A 22,372-nucleotide genomic window follows, 5' to 3' on the forward strand; every position below is an offset into this window, starting at 1 on the left:
AGACCCCGCAGATGTTCCGCCTCGGCCTGCTGCGCCCCGCGCTGGTCAGCGCCCTGTCTGACCCGGCCACCGCAGCCGCCGTCACCGATGAAGCCAGTGCGATCGAGATGCTGGGGCATCAGCCTCGCCTGGTGCCCGGCGCCTATGACAACTTCAAAGTCACCTGGCCTGGCGACTTTGCGCTGGCCGAGCGTTTGCTGGCCACGCGCCCCTGATCGCGCGCCGCGCTCGCACATGAAAAAAGCCCGCCGATGGCGGGCTTTTGTTTGGGGCCGATGTTCGCCTTACCAGGACACTTCCTGCTCGGGCGAGGCCTTGATGCGGTGCAGAGACAAGTCAGCACCTTCAAACTCTTCCTCGTGCGTCAGGCGCAGGCCCGCCACCTTGTTGAGGATGCCGTACACCAGGCCGCCTGTGACCAGCGCAAAGGCCACCACGCACCCCGTGCCCACGACTTGGGTCAGCAAGTTGATGCCACCCGCGCCACCCAGCGCCGTCTGGCCGAAGATACCGGCTGCAATGCCGCCCCAGGCGCCACACATGCCATGCAGCGGCCAGACGCCCAACACGTCATCGATCTTCCACTTGTTTTGAACCAGGGTGAACATCACCACAAAGATGGCACCTGCGATGGCGCCGACCACCAGTGCACCAGCGGGGTGCATGATATCGGAGCCCGCACACACAGCCACCAAACCAGCCAGCGGGCCGTTGTAGGCGAAACCGGGGTCATTCTTGCCCATCAGGACGGCGACCAAGGTGCCGCCCACCAGTGCCATCAGCGAGTTCACCGCCACCAGGCCAGAAATCTTGTCGATGGTCTGGGCGCTCATCACATTGAAGCCGAACCAGCCCACAGCCAGGATCCACGAGCCCAGCGCCAGGAAGGGGATGCTGGAGGGAGGGTGAGCCGACATGGCGCCATCCTTGCGATAGCGGTTGCGGCGTGCGCCCAGAATCAGCACGGCGGGCAAGGCAATCCAGCCCCCGAAGGCATGCACCACAACCGAGCCGGCAAAGTCATGCAACTGTGCGCCGGTCAAGGCCTGCAGCCAGTCTTCAAATCCAAACTTGTTGTTCCAGATCGCACCTTCGCACAGCGGATAGGCCACGCCCACGATCACGGCCGTGGCGGCCAACTGGGGGCCAAACTTGGCTCGCTCTGCAATGCCACCCGAGATGATGGCCGGAATGGCCGCCGCAAAGGTCAGCAGGAAGAAGAACTTCACCAGCGCATAGCCATTGTTTTGTGCCAGCGTGCCAGCGCCTGCGTAGAAGTCCACGCCGTAGGCAATCGTGTAGCCCGCAAAGAAATACACGATGGTGGACACACAAAAGTCCACCAGAATTTTCACCAGTGCATTCACCTGGTTTTTGCCGCGCACCGTGCCAAGCTCCAGAAAAGCAAAGCCTGCGTGCATGGCCAGCACCATGACGGCGCCAAGAAGAATGAAAAGCGTGTCAGCGCCTTGTTTGAGTTGATCCATTGTTGTCATCCAAAAGAACAAAGACGCACCGATCTGAGTCGTTTGCGCCTTCATGGGTCCGCACGCACCAATAGAAAGCAATTCCCGTGCCCGCTATGGGTGCGCAATGTTTTTGTTTTGTGCAAAAAATAAACCTATTGCCGCGTCGATTTGGTGCGGCATGGGGCGAAACATTGAATTTGCGCACCGGTGTGGTGCGATCCTGGCGCGGGACGCGTCACTGACCAGCACAACGAGTCAAGCGACAATGTCGTTTGGTCACTTGAATCGGAAATTCATCTCATGCAAATGCCACAGATGCGCGTGGGCGAGGGTTGGGATACCCATGCGTTGGTCACCGGTCGCCCTCTGGTTTTGGGTGGCGTGGTCATTCCTCACACCCATGGCTTGCTCGGTCACTCAGATGCCGATGCCTTGCTGCATGCCATCACCGATGCGCTCTTTGGGGCAGCCGGGTTGGGCGACATCGGGCGTCACTTCCCAGACACCGATCCGCAGTTCAAGGGGGCTGACTCCGTGGTGTTGCTCAAAGAAGCGTGTCGGCGGGTACGTGAGGCGGGCTGGGGCATCGTGAATGTCGACAGCACAATCGTGGCCCAGGCCCCGAAGATGGCGCCGCACATTGGGGCCATGCGTGAGCGCATCGCTCAGACCCTCAATGTGTCGGTCGATGCGGTCAACGTCAAAGCCAAGACCGCAGAAAAAATGGGGCCCGTCGGCGAGGGGCGTGCCATCGAGACACGCGCCGTCTGCCTGCTGTTCAAGGTGCCCGCTTCAGCTTGATGTGAGCAACCAGGCCGCCGCCTTGGGCGTTGCCGAGTTCCAGCTCGCCGCCCATGCGGGTCAGGGCCTTGTCCACAATGGCCAGCCCCAAGCCCGCACCGGTCGCGGCTGTGCGCGCCGCATCCCCGCGGAAGAAGGGGGTGGTCAGTTGCGGCAGCTTTTCCGGGGCCACGCCGGGCCCATGGTCGCGCACACTCAAAATCACCCAAGACCCTGAGCGGGTGTAGCTGACTTCCACATTGGTCACGCCGGTGTAGGTATTGCGACCATATCGGCGAGCGTTCTCAAACAGATTGGTCAGCACGCGGCTCAGTTCGGTTTCATCCGCCATCACACGGGTGTCAATCGGGAGCTTGGCCGCGATGCGGATGCGCTTCGTGTCACGGAACTGGCTGATCGCCTTGTCCACCACCGACGACACGTTCACCGGCACCAACTCCACCTCACCGGGGCGGGCGTAGTCCATGAACTTGTCAATGATGGCGTCGAGCTGATCAATGTCCGAAGCAATGTTGCGCTTGGCCTCCTCATCGACCACGCTCATTTCCGCTTCCAGGCGCAAACGTGCCAGCGGGGTGCGCAGATCATGTGAAATACCGGCGAGCATCACAGCACGGTCTTCTTCCACCTTGGCCAATTCTCGGGCCATGCGGTTGAAGCCTTGGTTCACCTCGCGGATTTCGCGCGTGATCATCGATTCGTCCAGCACCGAGTCGTATTCGCCCTCGCGAATCCGGCTGGCGGCAAACGACAACTCTTTCAGCGGCTGGTTGATCAGTCGGGCGATGATGACCGAGCCCAGCATCGTGGCGATCAAGGCAATCCCGACCCACACGAACCATGTGCGACCGGTCATCGGTTCAATGCGACTGCTGTCTGCCTGAAGCCAGTAGTTGTCCTTCTCGATCTGGAAGCCGACCCACAAGCCTGGGGTGCCATTGACACTGCTGGCGACCACCGTGGTAGGGCCCAAGCGTGACTTCAGTTCGTTGCCAATGGCCTGGGTGAAACGGCTGACTTCATAAGGCTCGAACTTGTCAGATGGCTCGCGCGGCTTGAGCGTGATGGCCTCCTGATCCGACAGGGTCTTGATCAGGGTGACGCGGTTGATGCTGTCGGCATACCGCAGGCCCGCACGAGACAGATTGACCAGACTGGCGATCTGCTGTGCGGCTTGCACGGCGCGGGGCTCGAATTCCAGCGCACGAAAGGTCTGCACCCAGGCCGCGATGCCTGCAATCAACAGCAGACCCAGCAGGATGAACGTGCGCCAAAAAAGACTCAGCCCGAACAATTTGCGGGGCATGGATCAGTTCCCGCCGTCCGGCACGAACACGTAGCCCACTCCCCACACCGTCTGGATATAGCGTGGCTGAGCGGGATCAGGTTCAATCATCTTGCGCAAGCGAGAGATTTGCACGTCCAGGCTGCGATCAAACGGCTCGAATTCCCGGCCGCGCGCCAATTGCGCCAGCTTGTCGCGAGACAACGGTTGGCGTGGGTGGCGCACCAGCGCCTTCAACATCGAGAACTCGCCCGTGGTCAGTGCGATGGGTTCGCCTTCCTTGCTCAGGCGGCGAAGCGCCAGATCAAACTCGAACGGACCGAAGTGCACAGTTTGGGCGTCCTTGGCGGGGGCGCCTGGTGCCTCTTGAGCGGGGCGGCGGCGCAGCACGGCATGGATGCGGGCCAGCAATTCGCGGGGATTGAACGGCTTGGGCAGGTAGTCATCTGCACCCACCTCCAGACCGACGATGCGATCCACATCTTCCACCTTGGCGGTCAGCATGAGGATCGGAGTCTGGTCATTGGCAGCGCGAAGGCGGCGACAAATGGACAGGCCATCCTCACCGGGCAACATCAAGTCCAGAACAATCAGGTCGACGGTTTCACGCGTCAGCAAACGGTTCAGGGCCTTGGCGTCTTCGGCCAACAGCACCTCAAAGCCTTCCTGGCTCAGATAGCGACGCAACAAATCCCGGATGCGAGCATCGTCGTCCACCACGAGCACACGGTCGGGTCGCTGGTTGGGTTGAGTGGGCGTCATCTGCATTCCTCGGAATTTGTAACAAACAGGATTGTGCGTAGTTTCGGGACTGCAAATCCGAACCGCTGACCACCTGTTACAAATCTTGCGGCTGGATGAAATTCACGTCAAGTGCCTGATCAGGTCCTCCGGGGGCGTGTCTGCTGCGTTCAAGTAAGCTCTTGCCCAACAAAAGGATGGTTGCATGGCATTTCGATACCCACAACGGATGGCGGTGCGTACCGCTGCATGGATGCTGCTGGCGGCCGCTGCGGCGCCGAGCATGGCTGACACCTCTCCGCGCAATGTCGTTCAGTTCAGCACCAGCGCGACGCAGGAGCTCATCCAAGACTTGATGACCGTGACCCTTCAGTTCACCAAAGAGGGGGCGCAAGCCACCGAGGTGCAGTCGGCCGTCAAACAAGTGCTGGATGCGGCGTTGAGCGATGCCAAGCATGCGGCCTCGTCCTCGCAGGGCGGCATGTCGGTTCGCACGGGGCAGTTTTCCATCCAGCCACGCTATACCAACGGTGGGCGAATCAATGGCTGGCAGGGGAGTGCTCAGTTGGTCTTGGAGGGAACAGACACCACGCGCATCTCCCAAACGGCCGGAAAGCTATCTCAACTGAACATCGTGAACGTTCAGTACGGCCTGTCGCGTGCCTTGCGCGAACAGCATGAATCTGCATTGACCGAGCAGGCGATCGCACGCTTTCGTGCACGGGCTTCGCAGATGGCTGCAGCGTTTGGGCTGAAAGGCTATTCCTTGGGGGAAATCAGTGTGTCATCGACCGAACCGGGCTTTGAATCACGTCCGCCTGTGTTCATGGCCATGCGTGCCAAAGCCATGGAGGCGGCTGACGCGGCCTTGCCTGTCGAGCCCGGCAAAGGTCTGCTGTCGGTGACCGTCAGCGGTCAGGTGGTTCTGACGCCTTGACATCCATCGGGGTGGCGTCTGGCGATGGCAGCATGCTGCGCCAAGTGCCATCCACGTAAATCTCGTTGGGCGTGAATTTGGCCTTGTACGCCATCTTGCGGGATTGTTCGATCCAGTAACCCAGGTACAGGTGCGTCAGCCCCAACTTCTGTGTCTGCTGGATCTGCCACAGGACGCCAAACGTGCCGTAACTGGCCTTGGGGTCTGGATCGTAGAACGTGTACACCGCAGACAAGCCATCGTTCAGGATGTCGACAATCGACACCATGCGCAGCGTGCCGATCAGCTGCCCCATTGAGGGTGATTCGCGGAACTCAATCAAGCGTGAGTTCACTCTGCTTTGCAGCAGAAACTGCGCATATTGCTCGATGGAATCCTGATCCATGCCGCCGCCGTGATGGCGCAACGACTGATATCTCAGGTAGAGATCGTAATGCTCTGCGCTGAATGACAAGCTGCTGACTCTGGCTTCCAGATGCTCGTGCTGAGACCAGGCTCGGCGCTGGCTGCGCGTAGGTCGGAACGTATGGACCGGTACGCGAATTGGGATGCAATCACGACACCCGTCGCAATGGGGGCGATACGTGAACAGCCCGCTGCGACGAAACCCCGTAGCGACCAGATCTGAGTACACATCAGAGTTGATCAAATGGCTCGGCGTGGCAACCTGCGACCGCGCTGTGCGGCCATCCAGATAGCTGCACGGGTAGGGCGCGGTTGCGTAAAACTGCAACGCTGCGAGAGGGAGTTCTTTCAGGTGCGTCACGCGCCAATGTCTGCGTCAGGGTTGTCGAGGCCAAGTTGTTCCCAGAGCTTGTCATCATAGGACCACTGTGGTGGTGCAAGCAGATCTCGTACCTTGGCGAGATGCCGCTCAAACTGTTCACGTGGCCAGGGGCGTGCACCCAGCGAAGCAAGGTGACGTGTTTCTTGTTGACAGTCGATCACCTCGATGCGGGCCTCGCGGCAAAAGCAGATCAAGGCTGACAGGGCGATCTTGGATGCATCGGTCCGATGCGCAAACATGGATTCGCCATAAAACATTCGGCCAATGTTGACGCCGTACAGGCCGCCGACCAGCTTGCCATCCATCCAGGTTTCCACGGAGTGGACGAAGCCGAGTTGGTGCCACATTGCGTAGACCTCTTGCATCTCGGGCACGATCCAGGTGCCTTGCTGGCCTGCTCTGGGCGTCTGAGCGCAGGCTCGCATCACGTCCGGGCATGCCGAGTCAATTCGGATTTCGCAACCTGGTGTCCTTCGGAACCGCTGAATGGTCTTTCGCAACGAACGGGAGAGCTTGAACGCATCGACAGGCAGCACCATGCGCGGGTCGGTCGACCACCACAGAACGGGCTGGCCGGGGCTGAACCAGGGAAAGATGCCCTGACGGTAAGCTTCGATGAGTCTGTCGGGGCTCAGGTCGCGGCCAGCCGCCAGCAGGCCAGGCGCCTCGGACTCGGGGCCCAGCGCTTGACTGGTCGGGGGGAGCGGGGCGTCCGGTTCAATCCATTGAATCATGGGCCCAATGATAAAAAAAGCCCGATGGCAAACACCACCGGGCTTGAAAGGTACCAGGAAAACAGTTCACGAGGTACCGAGGAGACAACCTTTCAGGGAGTACCGCTTGTCCAGGGCGGTGATTCTCCGAGTCGAACAAGCGCGCAAAAGTTCAATTTTTGTGCGCTTGCTCCATGCAAAGTTTTGTAAGGCGGGACATTTGCCTTACTGCGCCTGCCGCTTAAGCAGCCTTGCGAGGCGTCTTGGAAGCTGCTTGAGTAGCCTTCACAGCGGTGCTGGTGATGGCTTGAAAGTTGGCTTCAGCGACGTCAGCAGCTTGCTTGGCAGCCTTTTGAACGGTGTCAAAAGCGTTGTTGGCGGCAGCAACAGCCGACTTCACCAGCACAACAGCGTTTTCGGTGCCGGCGGGTGCGTTCTTCACGGCGTTATCGACCACCGACACAAACTTCTTCTGGGCTTCGGCCAGTTGTGCTTCAGCCAGTTTGCTCACTTCGGAGCCGGTGGACGAGGCGATGTCGTACAGATGACGGCCGTAAGCGGCAGCCTTCTCGGCGGAGGGTTGCAGCAGAGCGGTTTGCAGAGCCAGCAGTTCTTGAGCATCCTTGACAGCCATGACAGCCTTGGCGTGCTCGGCCACTTCGTCCATCGAAGTCTTGGCGACTTGCAGATTCAGTTCAACCATCTTTTCGACGCCTTCGAAAGCCTTTTGGCCCAGGTCGAACAGGGTGGTCAGGTTGGCTTTTTGAGCGGCCAGCAGTTGTTCAGCGGTCAGCATGTCGTTTCTCCGTCATTTGATTGGGTGGATTGCCTGCAGCGCCTTTCGGTTTTTGCTGCGTTGCAACATGATTCGAAGTATAGGGATCTTCCGAATGATTGCAAGTGTTTTTTGTGCGCTGCAGCAAAAAAGTTGGCGCCAAGTTGTTAACGGATGTTGTCGGTCTTCGTGAGCGATTCATGTGTGCCGTTCAATCGCTTCGCCTACACTTGCGCATCCTCAGTTTTCCAACCTTGTGATCAATCCATCATGAGTCTGCTCAACGTTCCCGCAGGTGCCAAGGCGCCGGACGTCTTCAACGTCATCATCGAGATCCCCGCCAACGCTGATCCGATCAAGTACGAGATCGACCACGAAACCGGCGCCGTGTTCGTCGACCGTTTCATGGGTACGTCCATGCACTACCCCTGCAACTACGGTTACGTGCCTCAAACCATCGCGGCCGACGGCGACCCTGTTGACGTGCTGGTCGTGACCCCGTTCCCGCTGCAGCCTGGCGTGGTGATCCCTTGCCGTCCTCTGGGTATCCTGAAGATGGAAGACGAGGCTGGTGGCGACTCCAAGCTCGTGGCCGTGCCGACCGAAAAGATCTGCGCCATGTACAAGGGCATCCAGAAGCTGGAAGACCTGCCTGAGTTGCTGGTTCAGCAAATCAAGCACTTCTTCGAGCACTACAAGGATCTGGAGCCCGGCAAGTGGGTGAAGGTTGTGGGCTGGGAAGGCATTGACGCCGCCAAGGCTGAAGTGGTGACCGGTCTGGAAACCTTCAAGAAGCAGCACTGATCTCTGATCTGTGCCGATCAAGCCGCCGACCTGAAAAGGTCAGGCGGCTTTTTTGTGCCGGCTGCTTCTTGTTCGTGTTGTCAATTAACGTCACTCCCAGAGGGACTTATCCGTGCATCGGGTGGTTTGCCAAGTCTTATATAAGACATAAGTCTTTACGTCTGAGGTGAAAACAAGGTAGACTTCGGGTTTTCAAGTACTTCCCACCAACCCGGAGATCTCGTCATGACGAACCTCACCCGTGAACAGCAAATCGCTGCCCTGGAAAAAGACTGGGCCGAAAACCCCCGCTGGAAGCTTGTCAAGCGCGGCTATTCCGCTGCTGACGTTGTGCGCCTGCGCGGCAGCCTGCAGCCCGAGTACACCCTGGCCCAGCGCGGCGCTGAAAAGCTGTGGGAAAAGGTCAACGGCGGTGCCAAGAAGGGCTACGTGAACGCTTTCGGCGCGATCACCGCTGGTCAAGCTATGCAACAGGCCAAGGCTGGTCTGGAAGCTGTGTACCTGTCTGGCTGGCAAGTTGCTGCCGACGGCAACACTTCCGAAACCATGTACCCCGACCAGTCGCTGTACGCTTACGACTCCGTGCCCACCATGGTTCGTCGTATCAACAACACGTTCAAGCGTGCTGACGAAATCCAATGGTCGCGTGGCGTGAACCCTGGCGATGAAAACTTCATCGACTACTTCCTGCCTATCGTTGCTGACGCTGAAGCCGGTTTCGGTGGCGTTCTGAACGCTTTCGAACTGATGAAGAACATGATCGCCGCTGGTGCAGCTGGCGTTCACTTCGAAGACCAGCTGGCTGCTGTGAAGAAGTGCGGCCACATGGGCGGCAAGGTTCTGGTTCCTACCCGTGAAGCCGTTGAAAAGCTGATCGCTGCTCGTTTCGCTGCTGACGTGATGGGCGTGCCCACCATCGTTCTGGCTCGTACCGACGCTGAAGCCGCTAACCTGCTGACTTCCGACTGCGACGACAACGACAAGCCTTTCGTCACTGGCGAGCGCACTCAAGAAGGTTTCTACCGCGTCAAGAACGGTCTGGAACAAGCTATCAGCCGTGGCGTTGCTTACGCTCCTTACGCTGACCTGGTGTGGTGTGAAACTGGCGTGCCTGACATTGGCTTCGCTCGTGAATTCGCTCAAGCCGTTCACGCTGCTTGCCCTGGCAAGCTGCTGTCGTACAACTGCTCGCCTTCCTTCAACTGGAAGAAGAACCTGAACGACGCTCAAATCGCTTCGTTCCAGGAAGAGCTGTCGGCTCTGGGTTACAAGTACCAGTTCATCACCCTGGCTGGTATCCACGTCAACTGGTACAACACCTTCCAATTCGCCCACGCTTACGCTCGCGGCGAAGGCATGAAGCACTACGTCAACATGGTGCAAGAGCCCGAATTCGCGGCTCGCGACAAGGGTTACACCTTCGTGTCGCACCAACAAGAAGTGGGCGCCGGCTACTTCGACGACGTGACCACCGTGATCCAAGGTGGTTCCTCTTCCGTGAAGGCCCTGACCGGCTCGACCGAAGAAGAACAATTCCACTGATCTGCGATGTGAGGTCCGCTCTGGCGGATCTCCCGTCCAATCAGCAAGGCCACCCTCGGGTGGCCTTTTTCTTTGTGCGTTGAAAAGCGTCGCTCAGAACTTGAGTTTGATGCCGGTGCCCACCGCCCAGGCCTGGCGGCGGCTTTCCAGTGGGGAGGGGCGCGGCCAGAAGTGCCCCACAAGCACTTCCCCGATCACGAAGTCTTTGTGGACGGGTTGAGACCACTTGGCTTGCAGGCCGTAGTCCGAAACTCGGACGTCATCGCCAATCACGCCGCCCAGCAAGGCTTCCAGTGACAGCACGCGTTGATCGCCGAATGACTTGTAGGTGCCGATGCTGCTTGACCACGCTGTGTCCTCGCTGCTCTGTGTCACGGTGACGGCATTCAGCCAACGGAAGCTCAGGGTGTTGCTCAGGGCGTGCTCATACGACAGGGCGGTTGTGGAGCCCAACCGGTCTGCAACGCTGTAGAACACTGTTTCGCGAAATTCAATGCGGTCATCAGCCGAGATTTGCCAGGGGTGCCTGTACCGTGCTTGAGCGTAAGGTTTCAGTCCTCCGCGAAAGCCGAGTCGCAGGTCAACTGATTCTTTGATGGTCGCGCCAACCCCGGCAAAAAACGTGTTGTCGCGGTTGTCGCCTCTCAGGAGTTGCTGTTGGCGTGAAAACGTATCGGGCTGGTCGGTGACGATCTCGCGTCTGTCGTCGTTGCCGACGAAGATGTATGAGTGCGATTCGAGATTGGGTAGCTTGAAACGGGCCTTGAATCGGATGCCTGTTGTGGCGGGTTGGTCTTCCCGTTTGTAAACATTCCAGCCCAATTCGCCGTTGGTGACCTTGCCGCCCTGAGAGAACGGTGTGTCACCAAACCAGCTGTCCACGCCGCTTGCCAGCCAGACGACGGATGCACGCACTTGCTGCTGGGTGTTGGCGAGCACGGTGTCCGTGGTGCTGTCCGGGGTGGTGGGCTCAGCATGTTCACTGCCTTGAGCGGCAACCGCTTGGCAAAACGTCGCGAGCAGCGCTGCGTACATGGCGCTCATGCGGTGTTTCCGATGGTGCGAATGGGGTGGCATGCCTGATTGAGATGGTTGGTGGCCGTGCATGTCAGCATACCTCTTGTGTCCAGTGGTGAGCGAGGTGGTGTGGGCGACGCTACAATAGCCAACCAGCACTTTGATGGGTGCTTACCTTCACTCTCTGGTAAGAAAAGTAGAAAGGCGCGAACGGTTATGACACCGCGAACGACGAAAGTCACCTCTCTGTTTGTCGAGGTTTAGTCGGCGGGTCGCTGCTTTCGCATTTTTGCTCCAACCAGAAAGCGCGGCCAACACCGCGCTTTTTTGTTGCCTGTCGCGCCAGTGTGGTGGGCGTCCCCCAGATTCCAAGGTCGAAACAATGATTTCTATCCAATTGCCTGACGGCTCCAAACGCGAATTTCCTGGCCCGGTGACGGTGGCCGAAGTGGCCGGCTCCATCGGTGCGGGCCTGGCCAAGGCGGCGCTGGCCGGCCGTGTGGGGCAGGGTGATGCCGCTCGTCTGGTGGACACCAGCTACCTGATCGAAGCAGACACGCCTTTGGCCATCATCACGGAAAAGGATGCCGATGGTCTGGACGTGATCCGTCACTCGACCGCCCACTTGCTGGCGTATGCCGTCAAGGAGTTGTTCCCCGATGCGCAGGTGACCATTGGTCCTACCATCGAAGACGGTTTCTATTGCGACTTCGCCTACAAACGCCCCTTCACGCCGGAAGACTTGGAGGCCATCGAAAAGAAGATGGCAGAGTTGGCCAAGAAGGACGAAAAGGTTGAGCGCAAGGTCTTGCCGCGCGATGAGGCGGTGGCGTACTTCAAGGGGCTGGGCGAGCACTACAAGGCCGAAATCATCGAAAGCATTCCGGCAGATCAGGATGTGTCGCTCTACAGCGAAGGCGCGTTCACCGACTTGTGTCGTGGCCCCCACGTGCCCAGCACCGGCAAGCTCAAGCACTTCAAGTTGATGAAGGTGGCCGGGGCTTACTGGCGCGGTGACCATCGCAACGAGCAGTTGCAGCGCGTGTACGGCACGGCCTGGACGTCGAAGGACGACCTGGCGCAATACCTGCACCGCTTGGAAGAGGCTGAAAAGCGCGACCACCGCAAGCTGGGGCGCGAGCTGGATCTGTTCCACATTGACGACCATGCCCCTGGCGTGGTGTTCTGGCACCCCAAAGGTTGGACCGTGTGGCAGGCGGTCGAGCAGTACATGCGTCAGGTTTACCGTGACAACGGTTACGACGAGGTCAAGGGTCCCCAGATCATCGACAAGACGCTGTGGGAAAAGACCGGTCACTGGGACAAGTACCGTGACAACATGTTCACCACAGAGTCGGAAAAGCGTGACTACGCGCTCAAGCCGATGAACTGTCCGGGTCATATCCTGATTTTCAATCAGGGCATCAAGAGCTACCGTGATCTGCCATTGCGTTACGGTGAGTTTGGTCAGTGCCATCGCAATGAGCCCACCGGTGGCTTGCACGGCATCATGCGCGTGCGCGGCTTCACGCAGGATGATGGTCACATCTTCTGTACCGAAGACCAGATTCTGCAAGAGTGCGTGGATTTCACCGCCTTGCTGCAGAAGGTCTACAAGGACTTCGGCTTCACTGACATCATCTACAAGGTCGCGACCCGTCCCGAGGCCCGCATTGGCTCGGACGAGATCTGGGACAAGGCTGAGAGCGCCCTGATGGAGTCGCTGCGCGCCACGGGTAGTGAGTTCACCATTGCGCCAGGTGATGGTGCGTTCTATGGTCCGAAGATTGAGTACACCTTGAAGGACGCCCTGGGTCGTCACTGGCAATGCGGCACCATCCAGGTGGACTTCTCCATGCCTCAACGCCTGAATGCCGAGTACGTGGCGGACACCAGCGAGCGCAAGCATCCCGTCATGCTGCACCGCGCCATCCTGGGTTCGCTGGAGCGTTTCATCGGGATTTTGATCGAGCAGCACGCGGGTTCGCTGCCCGTTTGGCTGTCGCCTGTGCAGGCTGTGGTGCTCAATATCACCGACGCGCAAGCTGATTACGCGCAAGAAATTGCCAAAACGCTCCAGAAACAAGGACTTAGAGTCCAGCTGGATTTGCGCAACGAAAAAATCACGTATAAAATCCGCGAGCACTCGTTGCAGAAGGTGCCGTACTTCATCGTTGTCGGTGACAAGGAGAAGGCCGATGGCACCGTCGCCGTGCGCGCTCGGGGCAACCAAAACCTCGGCGTGATGTCGCTGGCAGACTTCTCCGCGAAGATCGCACAGGACATCGCCAGCAAGGCCTGACGCATGAAGCGCTTTGTACTGCGTAAGCAGTCAGGGCGCTTTTGTGCTGGGTTGTTTGAGCGCGGATTCATGGTTAACCGGTGCGGTGGCCCAGTGGGCGCCGTGGCCTGAAGGAATTTGACATCGCTAACTTTTTTGACCGCCGTACGCGCAATGATGAGCGCAAGCATCGGCTGAATCGTGAAATCACTGCTCCCGAAGTCCGTCTGAACGGACCCGAGAACGAGCCCCTTGGTATCGTCAGCATCCAGGAAGCCCTCCGCCTGTCCGCCGAATATGACGTGGATCTGGTGGAAGTCGCTGCTCAGGCAGATCCGCCTGTGTGTCGCCTGATGGACTACGGCAAGTTCAAGTATCAGGAACAGAAGAAGGCTCACGACGCCAAGCTCAAGCAGAAGGTCATCGAAGTCAAGGAAATCAAGTTCCGTCCCGGTACTGACGATGGCGACTACAACATCAAGGTGCGCAACCTGCGTCGCTTCCTGGAAGAAGGCGACAAGGGTAAAGTGACCCTCCGCTTCCGTGGCCGTGAAATCACGCACCAGGAGCTGGGTATGAAATTGCTGGAGCGTGTGCGTGATGACTTGGCTGATTGCTCGGTCGTCGAGAACATGCCCAAACTGGAAGGGCGCCAGATGATCATGGTGCTCGGCCCGAAGAAGAAGAAGTAATTCTTCTGAGAGAATGCCGCTTCGGTCAAACGAAGCGACAACCGGGGTGGTGGTTTGGTCGCCGCCACTCACGGACCAAGTGCCTGCAGGCTATCAAGACACGGAAGTGGTATCCGTGGCGCCTGGCAGGAACAACGTAAAAGGAGCAGAACATGCCCAAAATGAAGACCAAGAGCAGTGCGAAGAAGCGTTTTCGCGTGCGTCCAGGTGGCACCGTCACGCGCGGTCAAGCCTTCAAGCGTCACATCCTGACCAAGAAGACCACGAAGAACAAGCGTCAGCTCCGCGGCGCTGTGAACGTGCATGAGACCAACATGGGCCACATGGCTCAGATGCTGCCTTTCGCTGGCCTGTAATCGGCTAAGCAAAAGAACAGCAAGTCTCGAATCTGGTTTAGATAGTCAACGCCGAAGGAGTCACACATGCCTCGCGTCAAACGTGGTGTAACAGCCCGCGCTCGTCATAAGAAAGTTCTCGCCCTGGCCAAGGGTTTCCGTGGTCGCCGCAAGAACGTATACCGCATCGCCAAACAGGCAGTCATGAAGGCAGGCCAATACGCCTACCGTGACCGCCGTGCCAAGAAGCGCGAATTCCGCCGTCTGTGGATCGCTCGTATCAATGCCGCTAGCCGTGCTCTGGGTCTGACCTACAGCAAGTTCATGGCTGGCATCAAGAAGGCATCGATCGAAATCGACCGCAAGGTGCTGGCTGACCTCGCCGTCAACGACCCCGCCGCTTTTGCTGGCATCGTTGAAAAGGCCAAGGCTCAACTGGCTGCTTAATATTTAAGCGGGCAGCAAGATGCTGCGCCAGCCATGCTGCAACGGTTTGTCCGTGGCGGCAGGCTGGTGATCTAAAGGCCAACAGTTTGTTGGCCTTTTTTTTCGACATAAGACCATGAACGATCTCGACGCACTGGTGCTGTCGGCCCAAGAGGCCTTTGCAGTCGCCGCCACTCCCGCAGACCTGGAAAATGCCAAGGCCCGATTTTTGGGTAAGTCCGGCAGCGTGACCGAGTTGCTCAAGGGCATGGGTGCCCTGAGCCCCGAAGAGAAGAAAACTCGTGGTGCGGCCATCAACCAGGCCAAGCAGCGCGTCGAGGCTGCTTTGAACGAGCGTCGCCAGGCTTTGGCCGACGCCGAACTGGCGCAACAACTGCGCGCTGAGAGTCTGGATGTGACCTTGCCCGGCCGTCGCCGCGGTGAGGGGGGCTTGCATCCGGTATCCCTGAGCATCGAGCGCATCGAAGGCATCTTTGGCTCAATGGGTTTCGATGTGGCCGATGGCCCTGAAATTGAAGCCGACTGGTTCAACTTCACGGCCCTGAATACGCCGGAAGACCATCCCGCCCGTTCCATGCATGACACCTTCTATGTGGAAGGTGGTCATTTGCTGCGCACGCACACCAGCCCGATGCAGGTGCGTTACGCCGTCCAGCATGTCAAGCGCCACGCCGATTTGCTGGCCAAGGGCGAGCGCATGCCGGAAATCCGCGTGATTGCCCCGGGCCGCACCTACCGTGTGGACAGCGATGCCACGCACTCGCCCATGTTCCACCAGTGCGAAGGCCTGTGGATTGGCGAGAGCGTCAGCTTCACCGATCTGAAGGCCGTGCTGGGTGACTTCTTCAGCACCTTCTTCGAAACCGACGACCTGGACATTCGTTTCCGTCCGTCGTTCTTCCCCTTCACTGAACCTTCGGCCGAAGTGGACATCGCCTTCTCGTCGGGTCCGTTGAAGGGGCGCTGGCTGGAAGTGGGTGGCGCCGGTCAGGTGCACCCGAACGTGGTGCGCAATTTCGGACTCGACCCCGAGCAGTACATCGGCTTTGCATTTGGTTTGGGCCCAGATCGCCTGACCATGCTGCGCTATGGCGTCAATGACCTGCGCTTGTTCTTTGAAGGCGATCTGCGTTTTCTGCAGCAATTTCAATAACGGGCTCTGAATCATCCTGCGGGAGGATCGACATGACCACTGCCTCAACCATTCGTGCCTGGGCGGCGCAAGCGGCCCACCAGCCTCTGGTGCCGTTTTCGTATGAACCTGGCCCTTTGGGTGCTGAAGAGGTGGAAATCCGCGTTGAGCACTGTGGGGTGTGTCACTCTGACCTGTCGGTCATCGACAGCGAGTGGGGCCCTGCAGCGTATCCGACCGTGGGTGGCCATGAGGTCATTGGCACGGTGGTGGCCATTGGGGCCCAAGCGCGTGGTTTGCGCCTGGGGCAGCGTGTGGGCTTGGGCTGGAACTGCAGCAGTTGCATGAGCTGCCCGAGCTGTCTGGGCGGTCAGCCCCAACTTTGCCGGGTGGCGCAGCCGACCATCATGGGGCACCACGGCGGCTTTGCCGAGCGCGTGCGTGCTCATTGGTTGTGGGCGTGCCCGATCCCCGATGGGTTGAGCGCAGCCAAGGCGGGCCCGCTGCTTTGCGGCGGCGTGACGGTGTTCTCGCCCTTCCTCAATCTGGACATCAAGCCCACGCACCGTGTGGGGGTGGTGGGCATTGGCGGGTTAGGGCATCTGGCCCTCAAGTTCGCCCGGGCTTGGGGCTGCGAGGTGACGGCGTTCACATCGAGCGATGCCAAGCGGGACGAAGCCTTGCAAATGGGCGCACACCGCGTGGTCTCCAGCGTGGATCCGGACGCCATGAAGGCCATTCGCGGCCGCCTGGATCTGGTTCTGGTGACGGTGAACGTCATGCTGAACTGGAAGGCACTGATGAGCACGCTGGCACCGAAGGGGCATCTGCACCTCGTGGGTGTGCTGCCGCAACCCATGGAGGTCGATGCCTTGCCGCTGATCAGCGGCTTGCGCAGCGTGTCGGGTTCGCCCACGGGTTCTCGACAAGACATCGACACGATGCTGGAGTTTGCCGCGCGCCACGGCATTGAGCCGCAAACCGAACATTTCCCAATGAGCCGCATCAATGAAGCGCTGGACCATGTCCGCGCTGGCAAGGCTCGTTACCGCGTGGTGCTGGACGCCGATTTCGATCAGGCCTGAGACCCACTACGTCACACTGAATATCTGATTCCAAGGATCTAAGACATGCAATTCCCCGAGTCCTGGCTGCGTCGTTTCTGCAACCCTGATCTCACCACTCAGCAACTGGCTGACCTGTTGACCATGGCCGGTCTGGAAGTGGAGGAGTTGGATCCGGTGGCCCCACCGTTTACCGGTGTGGTCGTGGCGCATGTGCTGGAAGTGGCCAAGCACCCGGATGCCGATCGTTTGAACGTCTGCAAAGTGGATGCTGGCACGGGCGAGGTGCTGCAGATCGTGTGCGGTGCGCCGAACGTGCGCCCAGGCATCAAGGTGCCTTGTGCCACGATTGGCGCTGAACTGCCTCCCGGTCCAGACGGAAAGGTGTTTGTCATCAAGAAGGGCAAGCTGCGCGGTGTCGAGAGCCATGGCATGTTGTGCTCGGCCAAGGAGTTGGGTGTCTCGGAAGAGTCCAACGGCTTGCACATCCTGGCGGATGACGCTCCGATTGGCCAAAATATCCGTGAGCACTTGCGCCTCGACGACACGCTGTTCACGCTCAAGCTCACGCCCAATCTGGCGCACTGCCTGAGCGTGGCGGGCATCGCGCGTGAAGTGTCAGCCCTGACCGGTTCACCGTTCACCTTGCCCGCCATTGAGCCGGTCAAGCCAACGGTCGATGCCACCTTGAAGGTGTCGGTGCAGGCCCCGGACCTGTGTGGTCGTTTTGCAGGCCGCGTCATCCGTGGTGTGAATCCGCAAGCCAAGACGCCCGACTGGATGGTGGAGCGTCTGGCCCGTTGTGGTCAGCGCGCCGTGTCGCCGCTGGTGGACATCTCGAACTACGTGATGTTCGAACTGGGTCAGCCTTCTCACGTCTTCGACCTTGACAAGATCCAAGGCGATCTGCAAGTGCGTTGGGCGAAGGCGGGCGAAACCTTGAAGCTGCTCAACGGCAACACGGTGACGCTGGATGAGCAGGTGGGCGTGATTGCGGATGGCCAGCAGGTGGAGTCTCTGGCTGGCATCATGGGTGGTGACGCGACCGCTGTGGGTGACGACACCCGCAATGTGTATCTGGAGGCCGCGTTCTGGTGGCCCAAGGCGATTGCGGGCCGAGCACGTCGCTACAACTTCTCGACCGATGCTTCGCACCGTTTCGAGCGCGGGGTCGATGCAGCCCCCACCGCGCTGTACCTGGAGCGCATCACCCAGCTGATCCTGGAGATTTGCGGCGGCGAAGCCGGTCCGGTCGATGATCAGACTGTGAAGCAGCCTGCGCGTGAGCCCGTGACCCTGCGACTGTCGCGCGCGCAGCGTGTGATCGGCATGCCGGTGACGCAAGCTGAATGCGAAACGGTGTTCCAACGTCTGGCTTTGCCGTTTGAGGCGCTGTCCGTCCAGGGTGACGTGCATTTCGTGGTGACGCCTCCAAGCTGGCGTTTTGATCTGCAGATCGAAGAAGACCTGATCGAAGAAATCGTGCGTGTGGTCGGTTTTGACAAGCTGCCCAAGCGCGCCCCCAAAGCGCCGGTCACTCCCTTGGTGCGTCCGGAAGGTCGCAAGAGCCTCTACGCGGTTCGTCGCGGTGTGGCTGCACGCGGCTACCAGGAAGTCATCACTTTCAGCTTCGTGGAAGAGCGCTGGGAAGCTGAGTTGGCGGGCAACACCCAACCCATCCGCGTGCTCAATCCCATCGCCAGCCCCCTGGCGGTGATGCGCTCGTCACTGGTGGGTAGCCTGGTCGACATCCTCAAGAACAATCTGGCGCGCAAGGCCGAGCGCGTGCGCCTGTTTGAAGTGGGGCGCGTGTTCCTGCGCGACGCGTCGGTGGTCGACAGCGACCAGACCGTGGGCGGCTTCCATCAGCCGGTTCGTGTGGCCGGTCTGGCGTACGGGCCTGCCGACGCGCTGCAGTGGGGCTCGGCCTCGCGCAACGTTGACTTCTTTGACGTCAAGGGTGATGTCGAAGCGCTGCTGGCGCCTCGTCAACCCGCCTTCGTGGCTGCCGAGCATCCTGCGTTCCACCCCGGCCGTTGTGCTCAGGTGGTGATCGACGGCAAGGCTGTGGGCTTTGTGGGTGAACTTCATCCCAAGTGGCGCCAGTCTTACGATCTGCCGCAGGCTCCGGTGCTCTTTGAACTGGATGCCGATGCACTGACGCAACGCGTGGTGCCTGCGTTCACCTCGGTGCCCAAGATGCAGTCGGTGTACCGCGATCTGGCCCTGGTGGTCACCGATGCAACGCCGCATGATGCATTGATCGCCGCCATCACCCAAGCCGCGACAGATGGGCTGGTGCGCGGTGCTCGCCTGTTCGACATCTACAAGCCCAAGGCTGCAGTGGCCGGCATTGCGGACAACGAACGCAGCCTGGCTGTGCGCGTGGAGTTGCGTGACGACGAGCAGACTTTGACCGATGAGCGCATCGAGTCAGCCATGCAGGCCGTGCTGGCCGCTTTGGCTGAGCGTGTCGGCGCGCGGGTGCGCGGATAAGACCCTTCGGGAGGGCCAGCAACATGAACGACAAGATCCGAGACCTGACGGTCTTGCTGCCAACCATCGAGACACCCACGCTGACCAAAGCAGAGTTGTCCGAGATGCTGTTTGAGCGACTCGGGCTCAACAAGCGTGAGTCCAAGGACATGGTGGAAGCGTTTTTCGAGCTGGTGCACGACAGCCTGATTTCTGGCAATGATGTGAAATTGTCTGGTTTCGGCAACTTCCAGATTCGGCAGAAGGCGTCACGTCCCGGCCGGAATCCCCGCACCGGTGAGGTGATTCCCATCAAGGCGCGCCAGGTGGTGACGTTTCACGCCAGCCAGAAACTCAAAGGCATGGTGCAAGGCGACATTCCCACCGAAGAGGACTTGGAGTAAAGTCTCAAGCCCTTGCCCGCTGTCACTTGGTGGGGGAGGGCATGCAGCCAGTTTCGTGCGGCTGCCACGCAGAAGGGGAGACGATCGGGCCGTCCGGTCACCGCATCGTTGAAAAAGACGTCAGGACAACATGGAACGCGTTGATAGCGCTTTGCCGCCCATTCCCGCCAAACGCTACTTCACCATCGGTGAGGTCAGTGAACTGTGCCTGGTCAAGCCATATGTGTTGCGCTACTGGGAGCAAGAGTTCGTTCAACTCAAGCCCATGAAGCGCCGCGGTAACCGCCGCTATTACCAGCACCATGAGGTGCTGTTGATCCGTCGCATTCGTGAGTTGCTCTATGAACAGGGCTTCACGATCAGTGGTGCGCGCAATCGCCTCAGCGAAATGGGGGCACAGTCATCACAAGCGGACTTTGATGACGATGACGCGCTGGATGGCATGGCTGCCGCCAACGGCGTGGGGGGCGCAGTGCATCCGGCTGTACTGGTTTCGCAAGTGGCCTTGACCACCGCATCGGTAGCGCGAGCGCTGCAGTCCAGTTCTCCTGCTGCGGTGCTGGACGCGGCGTGGGTGGGGCCTGATGTTCGTACGTTGCAGTCTCTGGATGGCGAGGCCGCGGCTTCGTTGCGGGAGGCATTGTTGTCTATCCGCGACTTGCTGGTTTGATGTTGCCAAAAAGTGAGTAGGCTTGCAAAAGCACTCAAATGTGTGCCATAATTTAATTCTTGTCGGGGCGTAGCGCAGCCTGGTAGCGCACTTGCATGGGGTGCAAGGGGTCGCGAGTTCGAATCCCGCCGCCCCGACCAAAGAACACAAGGGTTAGTAGGTTAGCGCCTACTAACCCTTTCGTGTTTCTGGTGCCTGCAAAGGCTTCTGGTGCCTGTACGGTGCCTGTAAGTCGGACGCTACAGTTCATCTGGCATGCCGTTCACGCATCACGTATCAGACGCTGGCCCATGTGCTGCACAAAGTGTTGCCATGCGTCCACCTAACGGCCGGACAAGACGACCGACATCGCCGCATAACTGGCAAGTCGTTGAAGATCGCATGGTTGCCCGGTTGATCCGTTCTCGAACAAGTGCTGCTCGTTCAGGTTCAAATCTTGAAATGTCCAGGCGTATGCGCAGGGTCCCTAGTTTTTCCTTGATCTGAGCGACTTGGACTGCCTGTAACTCTTGCGGCTCGAGCATGGTTGTCAATTGCTCGAACAACTGGCTTACGAGGGGCACCCAGCCGGCGGGGAGTTCGCTCCAGATCAGTGGCGGTTCTTCTTTGAAAATTGAAGGAAAGGCGCTCATCCGCGAAGCAATGTTCGGATCGAGCTCCATGGATCAAAACCTCCAAGACATGTCCTCGAGATCAAGCCTTCGAATGCGAACAAGCGGTTCGTATTCTTTCGTCTCCGCTGCCCCCCGCATTGCGTAGGGGTCTTGCCGATACACGTGCCTGAAAAATCCAGCCAACTCCTTGATCTGCTTCTTGGTGATGTTGTCCCAAACCTCAAAAACCGAGAAATGAGACCAAACGTTCGGTTGTTGATCTCGGTGAATCATCAACTGCCCTTTGATGCCATTGGCTTTGCCTAAGCCCACGCCGATGTAGACCACCTCCATGTGGCCGTCGTCGTAGCATTGGTAGAGGACATAGATGCCTTTCATGTAGGGGAGCATCATGTCCAGTTGTTCGATCTCACAAAATTCGACTGACCGGGAAAATAGATAGCAGGGACTGACTTTCATTGGTACCTCCATGAAAGTCTTCATCTTCCTCATTGCAGCGACGATCTGTGTCGCACCGTGCAGGCTGTACCCGAGGTGTGTGCCTCATCCCAAGACTCAGTTTGCTGACAAAACAACCGATATATCGGGGTCAACAGACCTGGTGCTGTCACCGTCCGAATTCATGGTCAGTAAGCCTCGCAAGCGATCAAAGGCCCTCGAAACCGTCGCATTCTCACTAGAGCTGCTCCGACGCATTCCGCGCCGCCGGCTGATCACGGCTTCTGAGTTGCAAGAGCAGCTCAGTCAGGCCGGGTTTGAGCGAGATTTGCGTACCGTACAGCGCCAGCTTGAGTCGCTCAGCGAACACTTTGATATTGAGCGTGATGATCGCAGCAAGCCATATGGCTACCGATGGAAGGAAAAGGCCGTCGGCCTGGCTCTGCCCATGCTGTCGTCACAAGAGGCTTTGCTGTTGTCGCTTGCTGAGCAACAGCTTCGCCCTTTGCTGCCCGCAAAGTTGATGGACTCGATGGATGGCTTTTTTGCCGAGGCTAAATCGATGCTGGCACCTCATGCTTCCGCAAAACGAGAGCGCGAATGGCTTGCCAAGGTGCGGGTTGTGAGCGTGACCCAGCCGATGTTGCCACCACAGATACGCCCACGCGTATTTGAAGAAGTCAGTGAGGCGCTGTATGCCGACTGTTGGCTTGACGTCAATTATCAGAACGTGCACGGAAAGCAAACCGATGCCCGGGTGATGCCTTTGGGCTTGGCTCAACAAGGTCCTCGTCTTTACTTGATTTGCCGGTTTGAGGGCTATTCGGATGATCGATCTTTGGCGCTGCACCGCATTGGCTCGGCCAAATCAACAGGTTTGACGTTCGAGCGCCCGAGAGACTTCAGTCTGTTGAATCACGAGCAAAACTGAGCCAGGCGTCACGTCCAA

General features: G+C 59.0%; 24 protein-coding genes and 1 tRNA gene. 16 read left to right on the forward strand and 9 right to left on the reverse strand.

Translation table 11 applies throughout. From position 1 onward, the window contains the following. A partial coding sequence (locus ACMV18_RS08675; RefSeq protein ID WP_420817517.1) for a 2-C-methyl-D-erythritol 4-phosphate cytidylyltransferase occupies positions 1 to 215 on the forward strand: 215 nt, incomplete at its 5' end. Positions 216 to 284: 69 nt separating this feature from the next. Here ACMV18_RS08675 and ACMV18_RS08680 read toward each other — a convergent pair. Then, positions 285 to 1,487, reverse strand: a complete 1,203-nt coding sequence (locus ACMV18_RS08680) for an ammonium transporter (RefSeq protein ID WP_420817518.1) — start codon at positions 1,485 to 1,487, stop codon at positions 285 to 287. Between the two features lie 282 nt (positions 1,488 to 1,769). Here ACMV18_RS08680 and ispF point away from each other — a divergent pair, with 282 nt between their 5' ends. Further along, positions 1,770 to 2,270: a 2-C-methyl-D-erythritol 2,4-cyclodiphosphate synthase gene (gene ispF, locus ACMV18_RS08685; protein WP_420817519.1), complete on the forward strand. Its 501-nt coding sequence runs from the start codon at positions 1,770 to 1,772 to the stop codon at positions 2,268 to 2,270. Here the strand turns inward: ispF and ACMV18_RS08690 are convergent. Both ACMV18_RS08690 and ompR read right to left on the reverse strand, forming a co-directional pair. Then, positions 2,248 to 3,576, reverse strand: a complete 1,329-nt coding sequence (locus tag ACMV18_RS08690; protein WP_420817520.1) for an ATP-binding protein — start codon at positions 3,574 to 3,576, stop codon at positions 2,248 to 2,250. The two genes, ispF and ACMV18_RS08690, sit on opposite strands and share 23 nt — an antisense overlap. Before the next feature lie 3 nt (positions 3,577 to 3,579). Further along, on the reverse strand, positions 3,580 to 4,317 hold the full coding sequence (gene ompR, locus ACMV18_RS08695; RefSeq protein WP_420817521.1) for a two-component system response regulator OmpR: 738 nt from the start codon (positions 4,315 to 4,317) through the stop codon (positions 3,580 to 3,582). A 184-nt stretch (positions 4,318 to 4,501) separates the two neighbouring features. Between ompR and ACMV18_RS08700 the strand changes: the two genes are divergently transcribed. Next, positions 4,502 to 5,233 (forward strand): SIMPL domain-containing protein, encoded by a 732-nt coding sequence (locus ACMV18_RS08700; RefSeq protein ID WP_420817522.1) that lies wholly within the window; start codon positions 4,502 to 4,504, stop codon positions 5,231 to 5,233. On the opposite strand, the gene ACMV18_RS08705 is transcribed toward ACMV18_RS08700, so the two are convergent. The 3 genes from ACMV18_RS08705 to phaP all read right to left on the reverse strand — a co-directional run bounded on the left by ACMV18_RS08705 (position 5,205) and on the right by phaP (position 7,529). Next, positions 5,205 to 5,999: an arginyltransferase gene (locus tag ACMV18_RS08705; RefSeq protein ID WP_420817523.1), complete on the reverse strand. Its 795-nt coding sequence runs from the start codon at positions 5,997 to 5,999 to the stop codon at positions 5,205 to 5,207. The genes ACMV18_RS08700 and ACMV18_RS08705 overlap by 29 nt on opposite strands. Beyond that, positions 5,996 to 6,754, reverse strand: a complete 759-nt coding sequence (aat, locus tag ACMV18_RS08710; protein ID WP_420817524.1) for a leucyl/phenylalanyl-tRNA--protein transferase — start codon at positions 6,752 to 6,754, stop codon at positions 5,996 to 5,998. Before aat ends, ACMV18_RS08705 begins: the two co-directional genes overlap by 4 nt. A gap of 220 nt (positions 6,755 to 6,974) precedes the next feature. Then, a complete protein-coding gene (gene phaP / locus ACMV18_RS08715; RefSeq protein WP_374256471.1) occupies positions 6,975 to 7,529 on the reverse strand; it encodes a TIGR01841 family phasin in 555 nt (184 codons plus the stop codon). 249 nt (positions 7,530 to 7,778) lie between these two features. Between phaP and ppa the strand changes: the two genes are divergently transcribed. Next, the gene (gene ppa / locus ACMV18_RS08720; protein WP_374256469.1) at positions 7,779 to 8,312 is read left to right on the forward strand and encodes an inorganic diphosphatase; all 534 of its coding nucleotides are present in this window, start codon (positions 7,779 to 7,781) and stop codon (positions 8,310 to 8,312) included. Between the two features lie 225 nt (positions 8,313 to 8,537). Beyond that, positions 8,538 to 9,854: an isocitrate lyase gene (aceA, locus tag ACMV18_RS08725; protein ID WP_374256467.1), complete on the forward strand. Its 1,317-nt coding sequence runs from the start codon at positions 8,538 to 8,540 to the stop codon at positions 9,852 to 9,854. 93 nt (positions 9,855 to 9,947) lie between these two features. Here the strand turns inward: aceA and ACMV18_RS08730 are convergent, their stop codons facing one another. Further along, entirely contained in the window at positions 9,948 to 10,898 is a 951-nt protein-coding gene (locus ACMV18_RS08730; protein ID WP_420817526.1) for a hypothetical protein, read from the reverse strand. A gap of 355 nt (positions 10,899 to 11,253) precedes the next feature. Here ACMV18_RS08730 and thrS point away from each other — a divergent pair, with 355 nt between their 5' ends. The 10 genes from thrS to ACMV18_RS08780 all read left to right on the forward strand — a co-directional run bounded on the left by thrS (position 11,254) and on the right by ACMV18_RS08780 (position 20,511). Next, positions 11,254 to 13,173, forward strand: a complete 1,920-nt coding sequence (gene thrS / locus ACMV18_RS08735) for a threonine--tRNA ligase (RefSeq protein WP_420817527.1) — start codon at positions 11,254 to 11,256, stop codon at positions 13,171 to 13,173. A gap of 122 nt (positions 13,174 to 13,295) precedes the next feature. Next, positions 13,296 to 13,844 carry a translation initiation factor IF-3 gene (infC, locus tag ACMV18_RS08740; RefSeq protein ID WP_374256505.1) on the forward strand — a complete coding sequence of 183 codons (549 nt, stop codon included), beginning with the start codon at positions 13,296 to 13,298 and terminating at the stop codon, positions 13,842 to 13,844. 152 nt (positions 13,845 to 13,996) lie between these two features. Then, on the forward strand, positions 13,997 to 14,200 hold the full coding sequence (gene rpmI / locus ACMV18_RS08745; protein ID WP_420817528.1) for a 50S ribosomal protein L35: 204 nt from the start codon (positions 13,997 to 13,999) through the stop codon (positions 14,198 to 14,200). 66 nt (positions 14,201 to 14,266) lie between these two features. Beyond that, complete coding sequence (gene rplT, locus ACMV18_RS08750; protein WP_374256462.1) at positions 14,267 to 14,626, forward strand: 50S ribosomal protein L20; 360 nt, start codon at positions 14,267 to 14,269, stop codon at positions 14,624 to 14,626. 115 nt (positions 14,627 to 14,741) lie between these two features. After that, positions 14,742 to 15,779 (forward strand): phenylalanine--tRNA ligase subunit alpha, encoded by a 1,038-nt coding sequence (gene pheS, locus ACMV18_RS08755; RefSeq protein ID WP_374256461.1) that lies wholly within the window; start codon positions 14,742 to 14,744, stop codon positions 15,777 to 15,779. 32 nt (positions 15,780 to 15,811) lie between these two features. Then, positions 15,812 to 16,843 (forward strand): NADPH-dependent aldehyde reductase Ahr, encoded by a 1,032-nt coding sequence (gene ahr / locus ACMV18_RS08760; RefSeq protein WP_420817529.1) that lies wholly within the window; start codon positions 15,812 to 15,814, stop codon positions 16,841 to 16,843. 45 nt (positions 16,844 to 16,888) lie between these two features. Next, on the forward strand, positions 16,889 to 19,318 hold the full coding sequence (gene pheT / locus ACMV18_RS08765) for a phenylalanine--tRNA ligase subunit beta (protein ID WP_420817531.1): 2,430 nt from the start codon (positions 16,889 to 16,891) through the stop codon (positions 19,316 to 19,318). Positions 19,319 to 19,341: 23 nt separating this feature from the next. Then, a complete protein-coding gene (locus ACMV18_RS08770) occupies positions 19,342 to 19,701 on the forward strand; it encodes an integration host factor subunit alpha (RefSeq protein WP_374256456.1) in 360 nt (119 codons plus the stop codon). Between the two features lie 130 nt (positions 19,702 to 19,831). Next, positions 19,832 to 20,371 (forward strand): MerR family transcriptional regulator, encoded by a 540-nt coding sequence (locus ACMV18_RS08775; protein ID WP_420817532.1) that lies wholly within the window; start codon positions 19,832 to 19,834, stop codon positions 20,369 to 20,371. 63 nt (positions 20,372 to 20,434) lie between these two features. Beyond that, positions 20,435 to 20,511 (forward strand) — tRNA-Pro (locus ACMV18_RS08780). Between the two features lie 129 nt (positions 20,512 to 20,640). Here the strand turns inward: ACMV18_RS08780 and ACMV18_RS08785 are convergent. Both ACMV18_RS08785 and ACMV18_RS08790 read right to left on the reverse strand, forming a co-directional pair. Beyond that, on the reverse strand, positions 20,641 to 21,033 hold the full coding sequence (locus tag ACMV18_RS08785; protein WP_420817533.1) for a hypothetical protein: 393 nt from the start codon (positions 21,031 to 21,033) through the stop codon (positions 20,641 to 20,643). 3 nt (positions 21,034 to 21,036) lie between these two features. After that, positions 21,037 to 21,444: a hypothetical protein gene (locus tag ACMV18_RS08790; RefSeq protein ID WP_420817534.1), complete on the reverse strand. Its 408-nt coding sequence runs from the start codon at positions 21,442 to 21,444 to the stop codon at positions 21,037 to 21,039. A 10-nt stretch (positions 21,445 to 21,454) separates the two neighbouring features. Between ACMV18_RS08790 and ACMV18_RS08795 the strand changes: the two genes are divergently transcribed. Continuing rightward, a complete protein-coding gene (locus ACMV18_RS08795; protein ID WP_420817535.1) occupies positions 21,455 to 22,354 on the forward strand; it encodes a helix-turn-helix transcriptional regulator in 900 nt (299 codons plus the stop codon). Positions 22,355 to 22,372: the final 18 nt, after the last annotated feature.

Origin of the sequence: Aquabacterium sp., assembly GCF_048860245.1 — a bacterium.
Classification (GTDB): domain Bacteria; phylum Pseudomonadota; class Gammaproteobacteria; order Burkholderiales; family Burkholderiaceae_C; genus Aquabacterium.